At 64.5% G+C, this 16,617-nt stretch carries 14 protein-coding genes; 7 read left to right on the plus strand and 7 right to left on the minus strand.

Going from position 1 to position 16,617, the window contains the following annotated elements:
• Positions 1-7 precede the first annotated feature (7 nt).
• Genes GDN70_RS31690 through GDN70_RS31700 form a run of 3 tightly spaced genes read right to left on the minus strand, consistent with a single transcriptional unit; the run spans position 8 to position 2,087 of the window.
• Positions 8-853 (minus strand): SDR family NAD(P)-dependent oxidoreductase, encoded by an 846-nt coding sequence (locus tag GDN70_RS31690; RefSeq protein WP_152103492.1) that lies wholly within the window; start codon positions 851-853, stop codon positions 8-10.
• Between the two features lie 9 nt (positions 854-862).
• Entirely contained in the window at positions 863-1,414 is a 552-nt protein-coding gene (locus tag GDN70_RS31695; RefSeq protein WP_038949724.1) for a carboxymuconolactone decarboxylase family protein, read from the minus strand.
• Positions 1,392-2,087 carry a TetR/AcrR family transcriptional regulator gene (locus GDN70_RS31700; RefSeq protein WP_152103493.1) on the minus strand — a complete coding sequence of 232 codons (696 nt, stop codon included), beginning with the start codon at positions 2,085-2,087 and terminating at the stop codon, positions 1,392-1,394. The genes GDN70_RS31695 and GDN70_RS31700 overlap by 23 nt, the downstream gene beginning before the upstream one ends.
• A 167-nt stretch (positions 2,088-2,254) precedes the next feature.
• On the opposite strand from GDN70_RS31700, the gene GDN70_RS31705 reads away from it, so the two are divergent.
• The 6 genes from GDN70_RS31705 (at position 2,255) to GDN70_RS31730 (ending at position 10,112) form a co-directional block, all read left to right on the plus strand.
• Complete coding sequence (locus GDN70_RS31705) at positions 2,255-3,466, plus strand: ABC transporter substrate-binding protein (protein ID WP_152103494.1); 1,212 nt, start codon at positions 2,255-2,257, stop codon at positions 3,464-3,466.
• Positions 3,467-3,469: 3 nt separating this feature from the next.
• A complete protein-coding gene (locus tag GDN70_RS31710; protein ID WP_152103495.1) occupies positions 3,470-4,363 on the plus strand; it encodes an MBL fold metallo-hydrolase in 894 nt (297 codons plus the stop codon).
• A gap of 11 nt (positions 4,364-4,374) precedes the next feature.
• Positions 4,375-5,343 (plus strand): tripartite tricarboxylate transporter substrate binding protein, encoded by a 969-nt coding sequence (locus tag GDN70_RS31715; RefSeq protein WP_173015911.1) that lies wholly within the window; start codon positions 4,375-4,377, stop codon positions 5,341-5,343.
• Between the two features lie 109 nt (positions 5,344-5,452).
• Positions 5,453-5,992 (plus strand): VOC family protein, encoded by a 540-nt coding sequence (locus GDN70_RS31720; RefSeq protein WP_028142235.1) that lies wholly within the window; start codon positions 5,453-5,455, stop codon positions 5,990-5,992.
• Between the two features lie 105 nt (positions 5,993-6,097).
• The gene (locus GDN70_RS31725) at positions 6,098-9,097 is read left to right on the plus strand and encodes a patatin-like phospholipase family protein (RefSeq protein ID WP_152103496.1); all 3,000 of its coding nucleotides are present in this window, start codon (positions 6,098-6,100) and stop codon (positions 9,095-9,097) included.
• Positions 9,098-9,299: 202 nt separating this feature from the next.
• Positions 9,300-10,112 (plus strand): class I SAM-dependent methyltransferase, encoded by an 813-nt coding sequence (locus tag GDN70_RS31730; protein WP_152103497.1) that lies wholly within the window; start codon positions 9,300-9,302, stop codon positions 10,110-10,112.
• Between the two features lie 31 nt (positions 10,113-10,143).
• On the opposite strand, the gene GDN70_RS31735 is transcribed toward GDN70_RS31730, so the two are convergent.
• On the minus strand, positions 10,144-11,700 hold the full coding sequence (locus GDN70_RS31735) for a L,D-transpeptidase (RefSeq protein WP_152103498.1): 1,557 nt from the start codon (positions 11,698-11,700) through the stop codon (positions 10,144-10,146).
• A gap of 231 nt (positions 11,701-11,931) precedes the next feature.
• Complete coding sequence (locus tag GDN70_RS31740; RefSeq protein ID WP_152103499.1) at positions 11,932-13,368, minus strand: lipopolysaccharide biosynthesis protein; 1,437 nt, start codon at positions 13,366-13,368, stop codon at positions 11,932-11,934.
• A gap of 329 nt (positions 13,369-13,697) precedes the next feature.
• Here GDN70_RS31740 and GDN70_RS31745 point away from each other — a divergent pair, with 329 nt between their 5' ends.
• Entirely contained in the window at positions 13,698-14,765 is a 1,068-nt protein-coding gene (locus GDN70_RS31745; protein WP_152103500.1) for an endo-1,4-beta-xylanase, read from the plus strand.
• 10 nt (positions 14,766-14,775) lie between these two features.
• On the opposite strand, the gene GDN70_RS31750 is transcribed toward GDN70_RS31745, so the two are convergent.
• Positions 14,776-15,726, minus strand: coding sequence for a DUF6492 family protein (locus tag GDN70_RS31750; RefSeq protein ID WP_152103501.1), 951 nt, complete (start codon positions 15,724-15,726; stop codon positions 14,776-14,778).
• A 95-nt stretch (positions 15,727-15,821) separates the two neighbouring features.
• A complete protein-coding gene (locus GDN70_RS31755) occupies positions 15,822-16,616 on the minus strand; it encodes a protein-L-isoaspartate O-methyltransferase (protein WP_152103502.1) in 795 nt (264 codons plus the stop codon).
• Position 16,617 lies beyond the last annotated feature (1 nt).

The following is a 16,617-nucleotide window of genomic DNA, read 5'->3' on the forward strand; positions in this document are numbered from 1 at the left end:
TCCGCTCTCACATTCCGCTCAGGCCGCTATCGACCGCGAGCGTCTGCGCGGTGACATAGACGCTTTCGTCCGACAGGAAGAACAGCACCGCATAGGCGATCTCCCACGCCGTGGCCTGGCGGCCGAACGGGACGTGGCCCTTGCCGCGATTGGGACGGCCGGCGCCGGCTTCGCGGCCGTTCGGGGTGTCGACGAGGCCGGGATAGACGAGGTTGGCGCGGACGCCACGGCGCGAGCCGAGATGAGCGATGTTGCGCATGAGGCCGCCGAGTGCGGCTTTCGATGAATCATACACCGCCATCTGCGATCCCGCCTTCAACGCCGCAATCGAGGAGATGAAGACGACCGAGCCGCCATCGTCGAATTTCGGCATCGCGGCGCGGCAGCACAGCATGGGACCGCGGACGTTGACGTCGTAGATCCTGTTCCACTCCTCGGGGCTGACGTTATCGAGGCCGGTCTTGCCGAAGGTGCCGATGTTCAGCACCATGCCGTCAAGGCCGCCCATCGCGCGGTGGGCTTCCTCGATCATGCGCTGGACGTCAGCCTCGGACGTCACGTCGGCCGCGATGGCAAAGGCCTCGCCGCCTTCATCGGTGATGTGCTTGACGGTCTGCTGAGCCGAGGCATGGTTGAGGTCAGCCACTGCAACCTTCGCGCCCTCCCGCGCGCATAAAATGCTCATGGCGCGGCCGTTGCCGATCGGATCGGTGGCGGCATCGAACACGCGCTGGCCGCCGCCGACGATCAGGATGCGGTGGCCCTTTAGCCGTCCCCTGCCCGGCGCCTCACCGAGCGATTCCGCGCTCGGCGGACGAACATAGCGCTCCGGCTTGCTGTCGGTTTCAGTCATCGCGACCGCCTACTTCTTGCCGCCGTCATAGACCGTCATGCCGGCTGCGGGATCGAGATCGGTTTCGGTCGCCTCGGTCAGGCGCGCCATCATCATGTAGAAGCCGAGCGCGACGATGGATTCCACGATCTCCTGGTCGCTGAAATGCTTGCGGGCAGCAGCAAAGGTCGCCTCGGGCACGCGGACGTTCTTGACGACCTCGCGCCCGAAGTTCAGCAGCGCGCGTTCGGCCTCGTTCAAGGCAGCCGCGCCGTAGTCGGAGCGCTCGACCGCGTCGACCTGCGCTTGCGTGCAGCCGACGCCGAGCGCGATCGGAACATGCTGACGCCATTCATAGGCGCCGCCCTCTAACTGGGCAGCTTGAAGGATCAGGAGCTCGCGGTTGACCGCGCTGAGCTTCTGCTTGTGCAGGATCGAATTGCCGAGCCGCATCGCCGGGATCATGTTGGCCTCGGCATGGGCCATCATGCGAAAGATATTGAGTTTGACCGGCATGCGGTCGAACGAGGCGCGGATATCGCCGCTCGTGGTCTCCGGATCAATCAGGGGCAGCCTTGCCACGCGTTTCTCCCTTAGGCTTTCGTTTCTTGTCGGTGTCCTCGCCTGCCGCGATCAGCGACAGGAAGAAGGCGAGATAGCGGTCGATCGCCTCGATCACCTTCTGCCGCGGCGAGGGCGCGGCGCCCATCACGTAGTGCTCGAGGCGGATGTAGATCAGGCCGGCCGCGAACAGCCGCGCGGTCTCGCGCGGGTCCGGCGTCTTGACCAGGCCGGCGAGCGCAAAGCCGCGGAAATAATCCGTCATCATGCTCTGCTCGCGAGCATAGAAATGATCGGCGAACTTGGCGCGGATGCCGGGCACACGGTTACGCTCGGCGGTGATGACCTTCTGAAACTGGTGCTCGCGCGGATCGGACCATTGCTCGACGAGGTCGAGCGCAAACTGGCGGCAGAACGCGGCGGGCTGGCGCGCGAGCTGCTTGTAGCGCGGCTCCTCCAGCCGGCTCGCCGAGCTTGCCGGACCGTGCTCGCTGACGATCGCCTCGAGGATCGCCGCCTTGCCGGAGAAATGATTGTAGAGGCTGCTCTCGCGGATGCCGACGCGGCGCGCGAGCTCCCGCATCGAGGCGCCGCCATAGCCGCTCTGCGCGAACAGGTCGAGCGCTTCGGTGAGGATGCGCTCACGGGTCGTGGGCGCAGCCGCTTCCGCCGCGCTGGAGGTGTGGAGAGCCATGCGACTTGACTAACGAACGATCGTTCGCTAGTCAACCGTACGAACGATCGTTCGTCTCGCCCACTCTGGCGGCAACGGTCGCGGCCCGCAAGCCTGCTTCGGGCGCTGTTCTCGCGTTTCAACTCCGCTCGATCGAGAGGCGGAGAGCAATTTTTGGGAGACGACCCATGGCGCGCTTCGCCCGCCCTCGCCTCACTGCGGCCTGCATCCTGTTGCCGCTGCTCGCGGCCAGTATCGCCTCAGCCCAAACCGCAAAATACGATCCCGGCGCCGACGACAAGACCATCAAGATCGGCACCACCGCGCCGCTGAGCGGCCCGGTCTCGGCCTTCGCGCAGATTGCGAAGTCGGCCGAAGCCTATTTCCGGAAAGTGAACGACGACGGCGGCGTCAACGGACGTCGCATCCAGATGATCATCGCCGACGATGCCTATAGCCCGCCCAAGACGGTGGAGCAGACCCGGCGCCTGGTCGAGAGCGAGGAGGTGCTGCTGATCTTCGGCGGCGTCGGCACGCCGACCAACAGCGCCGTGCACAAATATCTCAACGACCGCAAGGTGCCGCAGCTCTTTTTGGGCTCGGGCGCGGCGAAGTGGGACGATCCCAAGAATTTCCCGTGGACCGTCGGCTGGCAGCCGACCTATCGCGACGAAGCGATCGCCTATGCAAGATACATCAAGGCGAGCCGCGCCAATGCGAAGATCGGCGTGCTCTACCAGAACGACGATCTCGGCAAGGATTACCTGAAGGCGCTGGAGGAAGGCCTCGGCAGCGGCGAAGCGATCGTCGCGCGCGCGGCCTATGAGACCTCGGCCCCGACCGTCGACACCCAGATTTTGCAGTTGAAGACCGCGGGTGCCGATGTCGTGCTGGTCGCGGCGACGCCGAAGTTCGCGGCTCAGGCGATCCGCAAGATCGGCGAGATCGGCTGGAAGCCGACGACCATCATCTCCAACGTTTCGGCCTCGATCAGCGGCGTGCTGGAGCCGGCCGGCAAGGACAATTCCACCGGTGTCATCTCCAGCCAATATCTGAAGGACGCAACCGATCCCGCCAACAAGGATGACCCCGGCTACAAGGAATGGCTGGCGTTCATGGACAAGTACATGCCTGATACCAACAAGAGCGACTGGCTCAACGTCTACGGCTACACCATCGCGCAGACGCTGGTGACGGTGCTGAAGGCCTCCGGCAACGACCTCACCCGTGCCAATGTGATGAAGCAGGCGACCACGATGAAGGACGTGAAGCTGCCGATGCTGATCAACGGCACCGCGGTGAGCAACTCGCCCGAGCGCTTTACGCCAATGACGAGCCTCCAGCTGATCCGTTTCGACGGCACGCGCTGGGTGCCGTTCGGCGATCTCCTGAAGAACTGACCGATGCGGCAGGTGACGATCGGCAGCATGCGGGTCGATCTCGTCAGCGAGATCCCCGCGCTTGCCTTCGACAAGAGCTGGCTGTTCGCCAACGTCACCGACGAGGTGATCGCGGAAAACCGGAGCTGGCTCGATCACCGCTACATCGAGCCGGAGACCGGCCGCTTCATCCTCAGCCACCACTCCTATCTCGTGCGCACGCCGCGCTGGACCGCCATCGTCGACACCTGCTGCGGCAACCACAAGAGGCGGCCGCGCGTGCCGGCGTGGAACAACCTCGACCAGCCTTATCTCGAGAACTTGCAGGCGCTGGGCGTTACGCCCGAACAGGTCGACTTCGTGATGTGCACGCATCTGCATGTCGATCATGTCGGCTGGAACACGCGGCTGATCGACGGTCGTTGGGTGCCGACCTTCCCCAATGCGCGCTATCTGATGGGCCGCGCCGAATATCGCCACTTCGAGGCCGCGCACAATGCGGCGCCGAGGAGCCCGGTGAACCACGGCTCGTTCGAGGATTCCGTGCTGCCGGTGGCGGCGGCCGGCCTTGCCGAATTCGTCGAGACTGATCATCGCCTGTTTAGCGACCGCGACGCTGCCTTGCGCTTTGCGCCGGCACCTGGGCACACCGCCGGCAACATGCAGATCCACCTCACCGGCCGCCACGATCACGCGGTGATGTCGGGCGACGTCATTCATCATCCGATCCAGTGCGCTGCGCCGTGGCTATCGAACGCTGCCGACGTCGATCCGGCCGCGGCGCTCGCAACGCGCATGGCGCTACTGGAAGAGCTCGCGGATACCCCGAGCTATCTCCTCGCCGGCCATTTTCCGGCCCCGACCGCGGGACGCGTGGTTCGGCACGGCGACGCCTACAGATTTCGTTTCGAAGATTAGGGAATGCCATCATGATGCTGCGCACCGTCACGCTTTCGTTTCTCGCATTGCTGTCGGCGGCACTGCCGTCACACGCCGAAGAACCCGCCGCCTATCCCACGCACAAGATCAAGATGCTGCTGCCCTACGCGGCCGGCGGCGGCGGTGACGTGGTCGGCCGGCTGCTCGCCGACAGGATGGGCAAGACGCTGGGGCAGAGCATCTATATCGAGAACCACACCGGTGCGGCCGGCACGCTCGGCACGCAGATGGTCGCGACATCGCCAAACGACGGCTACACCATCACCGTCGGCGGCATGACCACGCATGTGCTGGCCCCCGCGATCTATCCAAAACTGCCCTACGATCCGATCAAGGATTTCACGACCATCGGCCGCGTCGGTACCTCCTCGATCATGCTGGTTGCAACCAAGAATTTTGCCGCCCACGACATCAAGGGCCTGGTCGCTCTGGCCAGGAAGGGCGAGCCGATCCAGTACGGCAGTTGGGGCGTCGGCTCGACCGGCCAATTCTGCGCGGAGATCCTGATGCAGCAGACCGGCATCAAGATGGACCACGTGCCGTTCAACGGCATCGCAAAACTCGCCGGCGACCTGCTCGGGGGACACATTTCGCTGGCCACACTCGACGTGGCCACCGCAACACCGTTGGTGAAAGACGGTTCGATCAAGGCGCTGGCCGCCTGCGGCGAGCGCTCGCCGAGCCTGCCCGATGTCGCCAGCTACGGGGAGCAGGGCGTGCCGTTCGACCGTAGCCTGTCCTGGGCGATGTATGCGCCCGCGGGCCTCGCGCCGCCGGTTGCGCAGAAATTGTCGGGGGCGCTGAAGGAGGCGCTCGATGACGAGGTGGTGAAGCAGAAGCTGCTGGCACTCGGCATCACCCCGCAATTCGTCCCCGGCGACGAGCAGCGCGATCTCAACGCGCGCGACATCGCGGCCTGGAAGCAGGTTGCCAAGGACGCCGGCATTGAGGTCAAGTGAGCAGGAACGTGGCGGGCAGCTCGCGTGCACCATCCTTCGAGACGCCCGCCGGCGGCGGGCCGTCAGGATGAGGTCCCGTCGTGAATAGGCAGAGAACAGGAGCGCGGGCATGAGCCGCATCTTCGGCGCGGTGCGCCAGAACGGATATGTGGTGCGGGACATCCAGGCCGCGATGAAGCACTGGATCGAGGTGATGGGTGTCGGCCCCTGGTACTACATGGACCGCGTCAAGACCGACTGGTTTCGTCACCGCGGCGAGGACTCCGCCGTGGAGATGAGCATCGCGCTGGCAAATTCCGGCGACCTCCAGATCGAGCTGATCCAGCAGCGCAACGACGCGCCCTCGCTGTACAAGGAGTTTCTCGATGCCGGGCACGAAGGCCTCCAGCACATGTCCTACTGGAGCCACGACTATCAGGCCCTCTACGACAAGGCGATCGGGCTCGGCTACAGGATCGGCCATGAGGGCCAGATCGGCGGCGACAAGGGGCGCTTTGCCTATTTCGACACGCAGGACCATCCGGGCACGGTGATCGAGATCTCGGACATCAGCGGCACCAAGGGACCGTTCTTCGAGAAGGTCCGGCAAGCCGCGATGAGCTGGGACGGCACGCGGCCGATCCGCGAGGTCGGTGGGGCAAAATCATAGCCGGCAAGGCCGGTGCATCACTTGCACGCCTGTGTGGTAGGGTCCGCTGATTGAAACCGCCTTGGCCGGAGGTCCGCTCGACGGGGATATCATCAGGGGCGCAAGATGAGCCGAGACCAGGTCTTTGGGTTGCTCCGCAATCTCAAATGGTTCGTCGTCCTCAGCCTGGTCTTTTCTGCGATCCTGTCGCTGCCGGCGCAGATCGTCGAGCTTTATCGCATCAGCTACGCCGACCTGAAGTTCCTGAGCCTCGTCCTGCTGTGGCTGACGCTCCTTCTCGTCGGCAGCCTGATATGGTTCGGCTCCGCCATGGTGGTTCTGGAGAGCCGGGCCCGGCTCTCCGGCAAACCGACGAGGATGTTCAACTGGACTGCCAGATTCGCACCGATCGTGCTGGGAGCGCTCCCGCTGATCGCAGGTGCGGCCGGGCACTTCGGCGCAATTCCGCTGCGGCTCGGCGAAGCCGACGCCAAGCTGAACGAGATCTACAACGCCCCCGGAAGCGCCTTCGACAAGTTCGACGCCTCGCTCGCCATCTCGGTCGGGCAGTCGCTGCACCGAAGCGGCTATGCAGTCCTGTTTCTCACACTTCTTGCGGCCTGCCTCTGGTACGCTGTGGGAAAGGGGCACGCGGCCGACCCATCCTACGTTCAGCGCTTTCGCAGCCGATCGTTCCTGCTCGGCACGATTGGGCTTATCCTTGCCACCACCGCGATCTTCGCCGTCGGGCCGACGGGGTTTGCCGGCGCGCTCGGGCCCTTCGTCGTCCTCGCGCTCTTCGCCGTTTGCATCACCGCGTTCTGTACCTATGCGAGCCTCATTACCGTCCGTTCGCGCATGCCGTGGTTGCCGCTGTTTCTCGGCCTGGCGGTCGTCCTGTCCTGGATCGACTGCAACGACAACCACGGGATCCGGACACTGGACGGTCCGGCACCGGCGTCGGGCCTTGATTCGGCGACATCCGAATTCACACGATGGCTCTCACTCCGCCCCGACCGCGATCAGTTCAGCAAGGACTATCCCGTCTATGTCGTCGCCGCCCGCGGCGGCGGCATTTACGCCGCCTATCAGAGCGCGATCTTCCTGGCCCGGCTGCAGGATCTTTGTCCGGCCTTTCGCCATCACCTGTTCGCAATCAGCGGCGTATCCGGCGGGAGCATCGGCGCTTCGGTGTTCTCGTCGGCGCTTGCGACCGTTGCGCAGAAGGAGGCCGGCGAGACGGCATGCCCCAAGATCGCCAGCTATCTCGAACGGCAGTCTCCGCTGGACGCGGCGATCGAAACGCCGGGACCGAACGAGCGGTACGTTCGACAGGCGCTTTCTGCCGACCTGCTCTCGCCGCTCATCGCCTCGACGCTGTTCGGCGACTTTCTCCAGCGCTTCATCTTCCGTGCGGTCGGACCGCTCGACCGGGCCCGCGCGCTCGAATATTCGCTCGAAAGCGCGACGAGATCCGGCGCGACGGCCGGGCCGCTGGAGCAGCCGTTCATGGCGCACTGGCTGGCGGATGGCAGCAGGCCGGCGCTGCTGCTCAACGCAACCGATGCGGCGAGCGGACGGCGCGTGGTATTTTCACCGTTCACGTTCGGGAGGGAGGCGAACGGAGACAATGTCGATTCGCTGTCGTTCTTCCAATCCCTCAAGCCGCCGGACGGCGGGCCACCCAACTCCGGTCCCATCAACGTTCCCCTGAGCACCGCCGCGTTCGTCAGCGCGCGATTTCCATGGGTCTCGCCCGCAGCCAGCGTGACGGCGAAGGACCCTTCGTCGCCCGGCATCGACAAGATGCGGCTGGTCGACGGCGGCTATTTCGAGAATTCCGGTGTCGATACGGCCATGGATCTGATCGACTCGCTGCGGGGAACCATCGCGGAGATCAACAAGTCCGCCGATGATGCGCCTGATGGTGCAGCGAAGCCGAGCCCCCGTGTCTCGATCAAACTGATCGTGCTCGGAGGCGGCAGCTATCCCGAGCGCACCTCGTTCAGTTTCGGGGAGATGCTCGAACCGATCAAGGCGCTGCTGAACACACGCGACTCCCGGGCCTACATCGCGATCAACCGTGCGGCGCGGGCGCTGTCGGCTCAGTCTTTCGTGATCGACGTCCATGGGACGCAGGAGACCAGCATCGTCAGGAATCTGCGTCTCGCTTCACTGAGCAACCCGTACTACCCGCTCCCGCTCGGATGGACCATGTCGGACAAGACCCGCGAGATCATCGAAAAGCAGAGCGGCCGTTTTTGGGATTGTGAAGCCGGGCGAGACTTCACCCAGAGCGATCGCAGCGGCGCGACAGCGGATTGCATTCAGGTCCTGCTCGCGCACGAGCTGGATGAGACGGTCGACTTGGCCGCCCACGAGATCGCCATCGAGAACCACTATCGAGAGCTCGGCGATGCTCGTCAGGACGTTCCGTCGCGGCTCGACATCAGGGCGATCAGCCGATGCTACGCCGACGGATCGGGACTTCCGGTGAAGTCGTTCCAGGTCCATGCGCTGCAGGCGCTGCTCAGGGAATGGGACCACCATCCAGAGCTGACTGACCTGCGGCAGCTCGCCTATGTTCTCGCCACCGCGGCCTACGAAACCTGGGATTTCAGGATGTTGTCCGAAAATCTCGTCTACAGGAACGCGACAAGGCTGACGTCCGTATTTCGTATCCCCCAGGACGAAGCGCCACGGTTCGTCAACAATCCCGAGGGTCTGGCAAACAGGATTTACAGCGGCAAGATGGGAAACACGGAGCCGGCCGACGGCTGGCGCTATCGCGGCCGAGGCATGATCCAGTTGACCGGCCGCGGCAACTATCAAAAATATGCGGCACTGATTGGCGAACCGCTCGAAGAGGAGCCGGACCTGCTGTTCAATGCCAGCGTCGCCTCCCGCGTGACCTTTGCGCTCTTTTTCGGTGGTGGCGTCAACAAGCTGACATCTTATTTCAACGACGCGCAGGACGACTGGGAAGGCGCGCGCGCCGTGGTCGCGGGACGAGCGCCGGCCCAAATACTTCGCCAACAGGCAAAACCCATCCTCACGACCGGCAAGCGATTGCTTGCCTGCCTCAGAGCTGCGCAGCCGCAGGAGACGCCGGCCAAGCTCAAATAGAGTTTGTCTTGCGGCCCCGGCCGGCTATTCTCGCAAATATTGCAGATCCCGGCTTGGGGGCCGTGATGAAATTCTTTTTTTCTTTCTTTTTCAGCGGGCTGACTATGGCATGCGTGCCCGCTGGCGCGTTTGCCGACCAGCGCATGGCGCTGGTGATGGGAAATTCGCATGTGCCCGTGTCCGAACCTTCAGCGAGGCAATCATGTCCGACACTGACAAGGTTTTCGCCGGCTCGATTCCGAAAATCTACGACGAGTATCTCGTTCCGATGATCTTCTCTGTCTATGCGGAGGACATCGCAAGACGCATCGCCGCCCGCTCGCCCTCCGTGCTGCTCGAGATCGCCGCGGGCACAGGCGCAGTGACGCGCGCCGTGGCGGCGGCGCTGCCGCGCGGCATCCGTTACGTAGCAACCGATCTCAACGAGCCCACGCTCGCGGTCGCCGCGCAGCGCCAGAAGGACGATGACCGCATCAGCTGGCGCCAGGCGGATGCATCGGCCCTGCCCTTCGGTGATACCGAGTTCGACGCGGTCTGCTGCCAGTTCGGCGCCATGTTCTTTCCGGACCGCACCAGAGCTTACGCGGAAGTGAAGCGCGTCCTGAAGCCGGACGGCACGTTCGTGTTCAACGTCTGGGATCGGATCGAGGACAATGTGCTGACGCATGAAGCGACGGTCGCGCTCGGCAAACTGTTTCCCGACGACCCGCCGCGCTTCATGGTCCGCACGCCCCACGGCTATCACGACAGAGACGTCATCAGAGCCGACCTCGAACGTGCCGGCTTCCGCGAAATCTCGATCGAGACGCGAGCTGAAACAAGCCGCGCGCCATCGCCCGAATATGTCGCGCTCGCCCTTTGCCAGGGCACGCCGCTGCGCGGCGAGATCGAGGCGAGGGATGCCAGCACGCTTCAGGCCGCGACCGACATCGTCGCCGAGGCGATCCGGACGCGTCATGGCGCCGGACCGGTGGAGGGCAAGATTCAGGCTGTGGTGATCGAAGCGCGTCCGTAACTGCAGGTCGTCCGGGCGGCTATCCCGCGTCCTACCACCAGCTTCCCTGCATCGGCTGCGTCGACTGATAATATTGGTACTGGCCGCGCTGCCGGCGCGGATTGGCCGGCTGTACGTAGGGGTCACGCTGGTAGAAGAAGCCGAAGCCGTTACCGCCGTTGTCCCAGCCGTCATCGCTGGCGATCATGGCAGGTGCGGTCGGCTTGCGCGTGATGAAGCCGCCTTGCGGCTGGTCGCTTAACACCGCGACGAATTCGGTCCGGTAATTGGTTTCGCTGCTCAGCGGCTCGTCCGAGACGATGATGGAAGAGCGCGGCAATGCGGTCGGCCCGATGCGATCCCACACCTCTTGCGGGATGGTGATGCGGTCGAGCGCATTCCTCGCCTCGTCGCCGTTTTCGATCGTGACCACGCTCCAGCGCAGGCCCGTAGCGGACTTCGCCATCGCCGTGAAGATATGCGTGCCGATCGGCTGCTCGGGATTGCGGATCGTGACGGGGACTTCGATGCTGGTGTCGAACACCTCACCGCCGCCATCGGGTGCTGGCTTATGCGTGTTTCGCCGCACGTAGAGCTTTTGCGTCGAGCGGCTGATGTAGACCGAGACCGGCTCACCGGCGAGCTTTGCGTCGGTCGCTGCCTTCACCGCGTCGGCCTTCCTGGCCGCGGTGGCCTTCGCGGCTTCCTTCGTCGCGGCCACGGCATCGCGCTTCGGCTGCGCGGCGGCCTTGGCGGCGTCGAGCTGCGTCGCCGCGTCGGCGGCCTTGGTCGCCGCCTTCTGCTTCAATTCCTCGGCCTTGGCGCGGGCCTGATCGTTCTTGGCATTCGCGAGCGTCTTGTCGGCGAAGGCGAGCTCGGCGTCAGCGCGGGCCTTCTGCTGTTCCAGCTTGCGCAGAACGGCAGGAAGCGAAGCAGCTTCCTTCGCGGCAGCGGAAGCAGCCTTCTTGGCCTCGTCGGCAGCCCTTGTGGCCTCGTCGGCTTCGGCGGAGAGCTTGTCGGCCTGCCTGGGCGCTGCCGCGATCGCTTCCGGCTTCGGTACGAACAGCGAGGGGTGAGAGATATCGGTCGGGACCGTATCGTGCGGCGAGATGATCACCCGCATCCCGATATACGTCTTGTCGAACAGGTTCTCGGCAAAGCCGAAGGGCATGCGCACGCAGCCGTGCGAGGCGGCATAGCCGGGCAGCGGTCCGCCATGCAGCGCGATGCCGTTCCAGGTGATGCGCTGCATGTTCGGCATCCAGGCATCGTCATACATGGTCGAGCGGTGGTCCTTGTCCTTCTCGATGATGGCGAAGACGCCGGCCGGCGTCTCGCGTCCCGTTGTGCCGGTCGACACTGGCGCGCGCAGGATCCAACCATCGGCATCGTAGAACGTGACCTGCTGACTCTTGATCGACACGATCGCCATGATGGGGTCGCCGGCCTGGCGCTGGGCCACCGCCTCGGCCGGCTGGCGCGCCTGCTTGGCCGCGCTCGCCGGCGCCACCGCCGCCAGGACCGCCATTGCCGCCAATGTCACGATTCCGGGAGGCACCCGACGCCGCATCGCCTTGGTGGGTTGCGCCGTCGTCAGTCGGTTTTTCATGCCATCCTCGGTCGAAATGCCGGCCCGCTCGTGCCGATCATGTATCAGATTGCGGTCATTCAATTAAGAAATCGCAGCCGCCATACGTTCCGTCTGTGGCGATATTCGGCCCGGTCCGGCGACAAATCCCTCATATACGACGGCCTGAGCCGGCGGAAGGTCGGTTGCAGCCGCGAACCAGGTGCAGTCACTGCGGCAGAATGTCCGGCTGTGCCGGCGAGGACACGCCCGTCAGACGCCCAGAGCCTTACGGTTGAAGCCTCGCAGGAAGCGCAGCGACAGCGTCCGGACATTGGCGACGTTGAGCAGCCAGGCCGCTCCGACATAGGCAAGGCCGCCGGCGAGGCTGACGATGACGAGCGCCACGAAGCCGGTGCCGCCCGCTTGCGACCGCGCAGCCAGGATCGCAGCCACCATCGCCGCAGCGGAGGCCGCAATACCGGCGAGGCGGCCGAGGTCGAACGGGACCGGGTGGGCGCGATGCATCAGGACGACGGCAACGAGGAAGCCGAGCGCCTCGGTCGCAAGCGTCGCCAGCGCCGCGCCGTAAAGGCCGTAGCCGGCGACCAGCGCGAACATCAGGACCACGCCGACCACCAGCGTGAGGAAAGATTGCGCCGCCAGCATGAACGGCCGCTCGGCCAGCTGGAAGCTGATCTGCACGTAGAACTGATTGGCGATACCGAAGAAGCGGGCAAGCACCAGGGTCGGCAGCAGCGCCGACACGCCGGCGCGGAAGTCGACGCCGACGAGCGTGCCGGCGACCTGATCCGCTGCCAGCGCGAGCCAGATCGCAACGGGCGTGACGACGACGAGCAGCAGCTCGAGACTTTCAGTCAGCCGCTCCCGCGTCGTCTCCTTGCTGTTCTCGGACAATGACCGGAACACCAGCGGCACGGTGGCCGCGGCGACGCTGGAGGCGATCATGACCATGAACTGGCGCGGCAGGTCGGCGGCAACGCCGAAGATGCCGGCGGCGTCCTTGCCGAGCAGATAGGCGACAATCAGCCGGTCGCAGGCCGAATAAACTGCGACGGAAAGCCCGGCGAGCGTCAGCGGCAAGCCGTAGCGCGCGAGCTGCATGAACTGGCTGCGCTGGAAGCGGGCAATCTTCGTGCGGTCGCCGACGAGGTTCAGGATGATGCCGGTGAGCGACCCCAGGCCGAACGCGGCCAGCAGGCCCAATCCACCCCAGCCGAGCCAGATGCCGAGGAGGCCGAAGCCGACGCTCGACACGCTGCGCACGATCGAAATCGCGGCAAACCGGTAGGGTCGCAACTTGGCGCGTTCGAACTCCTGGCCGACATCGACCGCATTGGCCATGATCGCGACGAACATGCTGGCGAGCAGCAGCTCGACACTGAGGTCGCTGCGGAACAGGAAGACCAGCGGGGTCGTGGCGCAGAGCACCGCGACCGTGAGCCCGAAAGCCACCATCGCCGGGCCGCGAAAATCCACCTCCGCCGACATCGCCTGATAACGCGACACCGACAGCTTGATCCAGGCGAAGAAGATCGCACCCAGAATGCCGGCGAGGCTGATGCCGACGACATAGACGCCGTACTCCGCCGGCGTCAGCAGCCGCGTATAGGCCGTGACCGCGAAGAAGCCCACCGCCGCAGGCAGGATGTAGGCGACGAGATAAATCGAGAAATGGCGGTTCAGCATGCGAGCATGGGACCGGCAACGGTCTTGCGAGTGTGGCGGCCGTTCATCAATGGGGCCTTGAATGTGGCCTTAAATGGGACCTTGGCGGGGCGAGCGAATGCGCCGCAGCATCGCTCAAGAGTGTCACATAAGTCTGCAGATCGGGCGGCGAATGAAGCCTTGAAGCCGCTTTCGCGCGTTAGCGTTAAATTTGCCCTTCCTCGAATGGCAAGGCGCGATCACGAAAAGGAACCGACTTCCAAGCGGCAGAGGTTAACCCAACAAGCCGAAACCCCGGCGTCGCGAGGCGCCGCTTGGTACGATGGTGCGTTGGTTCGAAAAGGACTGAAGTGACCAGGCTCGACAGACGCGAATTTCTCCTCGGCAGCGCCGCAGCACTCGCGGCGGGCGCATCCGCGTCGGCGGCGCCGGCGTCGAAACTGGCGCAGCGCCGTCCGGGGTTCGGCGCAGCGGCCACGCTCTGGGACCTGCAAGCCGATCCCAGGCTCGGCGAAGCCATCAGCACCTATTGCACCCAGGTCGTCCCGGTGCTCGAGTTGAAATGGCCGATGCTGCGGCCGAATGCGCACACGTTCAATTTCGAGCGCGCCGACGCGATTCTGGATTTTGCGCGGGACAACGATCTGACGATGCGCGGCCACGCGCTGGCCTGGTATCACGACATTCCGGACTGGGCCAAGCAGATCAAGGACACCCGCGGCGTCGAGCGCGCCTATGTCGACCACATCGGCACCGTCGTCTCCTACTACAAGGACAAGCTGACGTCGTGGGACGTCGTCAACGAGCCGATCCCGGACAATCCCCGCAGCCCAAAGGACCGGCGCGACACGTTCTGGACGCAGCATCTCGGTCAAGGCTGGATTCCGCTGGCCTTCCGCACGGCGGCTGCGGCAGATCCGTTCGTCAAGCTCGCGATCAACGAATATGACATCGAGTCGGCCAAGGACTCCTTCATTGCCAAGCGCGCGGCTTACCGCAATCTGATCATGGACCTGCTCGACCAGGGCGTTCCGCTGCACGCCGTCGGACTGCAATCGCATCTGCATGCCGAGCTCGAGATTGACACCCATGGGCTCGCCGAATTCGTCACCGAGCTGCGCTCGTGGGGACTTGAGGTGTATGTCACCGAGCTCGACGTCGACGACCAGAAGCTGACCGGAAGCCCGGCGGAGCGCGACGCCATCGTCGCCAAGCGCGTCAACGACCTGCTGACGGCGATTTCGACCAGCGGCCCGGTGCGCTCGATCCTGACCTGGGGTCTCTCGGACCGCTACAGCTGGATCAACGGCACCTTCGCCCGCGCGGACAAGCAGCCGAACCGCCCCCTGCCGCTCGACGGCGAGTTCAAGCCGAAGCCGTTCATGGACGTGATCAGCAAGTTCACGAAGGATGCCTGAACGCGCGAGCTTAGCCGCGCGTCTTCACCTCGAACTCGGCCGCCTCTCCCATATCTTCGGGCGACAGGCTCGGAGCCCGGCGATCGCGCGAGCTGAGGCGGAACACATCGCGGATGTCCTCGACCGAGGTCGACGAATAGGACTGGATGCAGAGCGCGACCTGCTCGGGCGAGGCGGCACGCATCAGCGCTTCGATAGCCGGGCGGTCGAGCGGCGTGTCGTCCCAATGCGAGACCGCGACGCTGTCTTCGGTGACCCGATGGGCGGCAAGATGCCCGGGCGAGTTCGCGACGAAATGGCCGTACATCAGATATTCCGAGAACTTCTTCTTCCGGCACAGCGCCAGAACCCAGTTCAAGCCGGTCGCCGACTTGATTTGCGCAGTCATCGCGCGCGCGGTGTCCTTGTCCCAGACCAACGCATTGCCGACATAATCGTCGGCGGGGAAGGAGCGGTTCTTGATGCCGAGCAGCTGATCGACGGTGCGCAGCCACAGCCCATGCAACGGGTGGTCAGCACCGATGTCCTTCGGCGTGACGAACAGCGGCGTCTTCTCAGCCCCGGCATATTGCCCGACGTCGAATTCGCGGAAGAACAGATTGTCCGAATCCAGGATGCAGATGCGCTGCTCGGGCGCGTTGAGGACGCCGGCAATCTTCAGGATCTGCTGGATGTGCCAGCCGTGCACCGGCGAGGACAGCAGCGACAGCCAGACGCGGCGCTTGCTGATGAACTGAAGCGCCGGCGGCAGCGCAAACAACCATTTCGGCAAGTAGCGCGAAGCCGGAACGATGACCCGCTTGTCGGAGGCGAAGCGCTCGAACAACGGCACGTCTTCATCGTTAACGAGAACATAATGCCGCGTGTATCCCGTGAGCCAGGTATCGATGCTCTCGCTGAGCAGCGAAAAGCGTTCGATATCCTTGGCATAGCTGGCGGTCAGCAGGGCAACGGAATGCATGGAGCGCGCTCAAATGGCCATCAGGCCGTACTCATAGCGGCGTCGGGGTGCGTTGGATACTTCCATTCGCAATCAAGGTAAAATGAAACGAAGCGTTAGCCATCCGACGGCAGTCCCTGCTCGATCCCGCGAAAGCGCAGCGGCGCCAGAGCTGAGGCGCGCTGCCACCAGTCGGCGACGCGGTCGTCGAGCGCGGTCGTGCCGCGGCCGTGGCCGGGGAAGATCCGGATCTGCTGCACCGCCTCGGCTTCGTACCCCCTGCCCTTGCGCGTGATCTTGAGGGCGGCGCCTTCACGGTCCCGCTGGGTCAGCGGCACCAACAGGCGGCCGCGCGGCCGAAGTGCCTCGAGCCAGAGCGGATGCGGATGTGAGAAGCCGGCGTGGATGATGATCACGTCAGCGGGCTCGCGGATCTCCTCACATCCATCGCCATGAAACATGATGACGTTGCGATAGGGGCGAAGATAGTTCGCAGCACGGAACGCCAGGCGCTGGTCGCAATCGACCGCCATCACGCGCCCTTTCGGACCGACCATCTTCGACAGGATCGCAGTGAAATAGCCGAGCCCGCAGCCGATCTGGACCACGCGGTCCTTCTCCTTGATGTCGAGCACGTCGATAAGATGGGCCCACAAGCTCGGCAGCCCGGTGTCGAGCTTGCGGCGCGCGTCGATCGCGACCAGCACGTTGTCATAGAGATGAACCGGATCCGCATCGGGCGTCAGCCGGTAGCTGCGCGCCGCCTCGCTCTTGATGCGCCAGCGGCCCCTCGGCAGAAAGTCTTCGCGCGGGACGGCAACGAGCGCTTCGAGCAGGCGCTTTGAGGCAATCCGCTCGCGCTTTGCAATCAGCTCGACGTAACGCGCTCGCGCGGCGGCAAGATCACTCATG

Origin of the sequence: Bradyrhizobium sp. TM102 (assembly GCF_009176685.1) — a bacterium.
In the GTDB taxonomy this organism is placed as follows: Bacteria; Pseudomonadota; Alphaproteobacteria; order Rhizobiales; family Xanthobacteraceae; genus Bradyrhizobium; species Bradyrhizobium ottawaense.